This window comes from Pseudactinotalea sp., assembly GCF_048594945.1.
GTDB lineage: Bacteria > Actinomycetota > Actinomycetes > Actinomycetales > Beutenbergiaceae > Pseudactinotalea.
The window spans coordinates 1-3,231 of record NZ_JBMDXJ010000214.1 but is presented as its reverse complement, the minus strand read 5'-3'; the positions used below and the strand labels follow the sequence as shown (position 1 = coordinate 3,231).

Genomic DNA, 3,231 nt, shown 5'->3' with positions numbered 1-3,231 from the left:
GCCAGATACTCCCCGAGCGCCTGCGCCGGCGTCATGGCCTAGAAAGGCAGGAACGGGTCGATGGCGACCGCGACGAAGAGGATGGTCAGGTAGGTGATCGAGCCGTGGAACACGCCCATGGCTTCGATCTTGCGTACGCCGCCTGCCGCGCGCCGGTAGAGGCGGATGCACAGGGTCAGGAACCAGGCGCCCGAGACCACCGCAACAGCGGCATAGAACCAGCCGAGGCCGCCCACCGGGACGAGTGCGAGGGTGCAGGCGACCATCGCAGCGGCGTAGAGGATCATCTGCTTGGCGACCGTGGTGTTCTCCGCCACGACCGGCAGCATCGGGACACCGGCGGTCGCGTAGTCCTTCTTGAACTTCATCGACAGCGGCCAGTAGTGCGGTGGGGTCCAGAAGAAGATCACGCCGAAGAGCAGCACCGCCGCCCAGTCGACCCGCTCGGTCACGGCCGCCCAGCCGATCAGCACCGGCATGCAGCCGGCCGCGCCGCCCCACACGATGTTCTGCGCGGTGTGCCGCTTCAGCAACATCGTGTACCCGACCGAGTACATGACGTTCGCGGCCAGCGCGAGCCATGCCGCGAACCAGTTGACCAGCAACCCCAACCACAGCACCGAGGCGACCGCGAGCAGCGACGCGAAGACCAGCGCCTGCGCCGGCGTCACCTCACCGGTGACCAGGGGCCGCTTCTTGGTCCGGTTCATCACGGCGTCGATGTCGCGGTCCCACCACATGTTGTAGGTGTTCGCGCTGCCGGCGGCGAGCGTGCCGCCGATCACCGTGGCGATCATCAGCCACGTCCCTGGCCAGCCGTCGGCAGCCAGGATCATCGTCGGCAAGGTGGTGATGAGCAGCAGCTCGATGATCCGCGGTTTGGTCAGAGCCACCAGAGCAGCGGCCCGACGGCGGAGCGTGAGGGGCGTCGTCGGCACCGGATGCGTCGGGGGCACCCGCCGGGTCTTCGCCCCGCTGCTGGCCTCCGTCTGTGACACGTGGGTCCTTCGCGCTCGTCTCGACAGCACCACAGGTGGACTCGTGCCGAGCCGGTGCTTCCCCTGGCAGTGTAGGGCGTCGCGGGATCTGAGACGGCCCCCCAGGGGGTTCCTCCGACGACTAACCTCGTGACGAGTGCCGGCGGTGCCGGCGTGCCCGGGTTCCAGCAGCAAGCGGGAGCCGCGGAAGCGAGCGAGAAGCCCGACAGGGCGGGAAGAGGGAACGTGACCGAGACCGGAGTGCACGCACAGGCCCCCGTCGCGACGGAGGTCGGCTGGACCGACCTCGACCTCAAGGCGGTGGACACGGCGCGCGTGCTCGCTGCCGACGCCGTCGAGAAGGTCGGCAACGGCCACCCCGGCACCGCGATCAGCCTGGCACCGCTGGCCTACCTGCTCTACCAGAACGAGATGCGGATCGACCCGAACGACCCCACCTGGCTCGGTCGGGACCGGTTCGTCCTCTCCGCCGGGCACGCGTGCCTGCTGCAGTACGTGCAGCTCTATCTCGGAGGCTTCGGTCTGGAGCTCGAGGACATCCAAGCGCTGCGTACCTGGGAGTCACTCACGCCCGGACACCCCGAGTTCCACCACACCAAGGGCGTCGAGGCCACGACCGGACCGCTGGGACAGGGCGTGGCGATGGCTGTCGGAATGGCGATGGCACAGCGGCGCGTGCGCGGGCTGCTCGACCCCGACGCCGCGGCCGGAACCTCGCCGTTCGACCACCACGTGTACTCGATCGTCGGTGAGGGATGCCTGCAGGAGGGCGTGTCCTCCGAGACCGCCTCGCTCGCCGGCACCCAGCAGCTCGGCAACCTCATCGTGATCTGGGACGACAATCGGATCACGATCGAGGGTCACACCTCGATCGCGTTCACCGAGGATGTCGTAGCACGCTACGAGGCGTACGGCTGGCACACCCAGACGGTCGACTGGATCACCGATGGCGGCTACTCCGAGAACGTCGACGCGTTGCACGCCGCGCTTGCCGCCGCGCGCGAGGTCACGGACAAGCCCAGCTTCATCCGACTCCGGACGATCATCGCCTGGCCCGCGCCCACGTTCCAGGACAGTCACAACGCTCACGGCAACAAGCTCGGCGAGGACGAGGTTCGCGGCATCAAGGAGGTGCTGGGGTTCGACCCGGACAAGAACTTCGACGTCGACCCGGCGGTGCTCGCACGGTCCCGCGAGCTGCAGGGCCGGGGCCGCGCGGCACACGAGGCATGGGACGGCCATCTCGCCGCCTGGGCCGAGCGCGAGCCCGAGCGTGCTGCGCTGCTGAACCGGCTGCAGTCGGGCGAGTTGCCGGCGGACTGGGCGAGCGCCCTTCCCGTGTTCGAGGCGGGCAAGGACCTCGCGACCCGCGCCGCCTCCGGCAACGTGCTCTCCGCACTCGCGCCGGTTCTGCCTGAGCTGTGGGGCGGCTCCGCCGACCTCGCGGGCTCCAACAACACCACCATGAAGGGCGAGCCGTCCTTCCTCCCGGAAGAGCACTCCTCGGAGGAGTTCGCCGGTGACATCTACGGACGCACGCTGCACTTCGGGATCCGCGAGTTCGGCATGGGCGCGATTCTCAACGGCATCGCGCTCTCCGGCCTCACGCGCGCCTACGGCGGCACGTTCTTCACGTTCAGCGACTACATGCGCCCGGCGGTGCGTCTCGCCGCGCTCATGGGCGTCGACCCGATCTACGTGTGGACGCACGACTCGGTCGGGCTGGGCGAGGACGGACCCACGCACCAGCCCGTCGAGCATCTGGCGGCCTGCCGGGCGATCCCGGGCCTGGCGGTGGTGCGCCCGGCCGACGCCAACGAGACCACTGCCGCGTGGAAGGCCACGCTCGAGCGCAGCGACGGCCCGGTCGGGCTGGTGCTGACCCGCCAGGGCGTCCCCACGTTCCCGCGCGGCACCGACGGATACGCCGACGCGAGCGGCCTCGAGCGCGGCGCCTACGTGCTGCTGGAGAGCTCGACGGCAACGCCCGAGGTGATCCTCATCGGCACCGGCTCCGAGGTCCAGTACGCGGTGGCCGCGCGCGACCACCTCGAGGCCGACGGGATCGGGACCCGGGTGGTGTCCGCGCCGTGCCTGGAGTGGTTCGATGCCCAGGACACCGAGTACCGCGAGTCGGTGCTGCCGCCTGCGGTGCGCGCACGGGTCAGCGTCGAGGCCGGGATCGCGCAGCCCTGGTACCATTACCTGGGCGACGCCGGACGAGCAATCTCGC

General features: G+C 69.8%; 2 protein-coding genes. One reads left to right on the top strand and one right to left on the bottom strand.

What is annotated here, in order from left to right; genetic code table 11:
- Positions 1-38: 38 nt before the first annotated feature.
- Positions 39-998, bottom strand: a complete 960-nt coding sequence (locus ACOJSN_RS09450; RefSeq protein ID WP_420112243.1) for a heme o synthase — start codon at positions 996-998, stop codon at positions 39-41.
- A 240-nt stretch (positions 999-1,238) separates the two neighbouring features.
- On the opposite strand from ACOJSN_RS09450, the gene tkt reads away from it, so the two are divergent.
- On the top strand, positions 1,239-3,231 hold a 1,993-nt coding region (tkt, locus tag ACOJSN_RS09445; protein WP_420112244.1), incomplete at its 3' end, for a transketolase.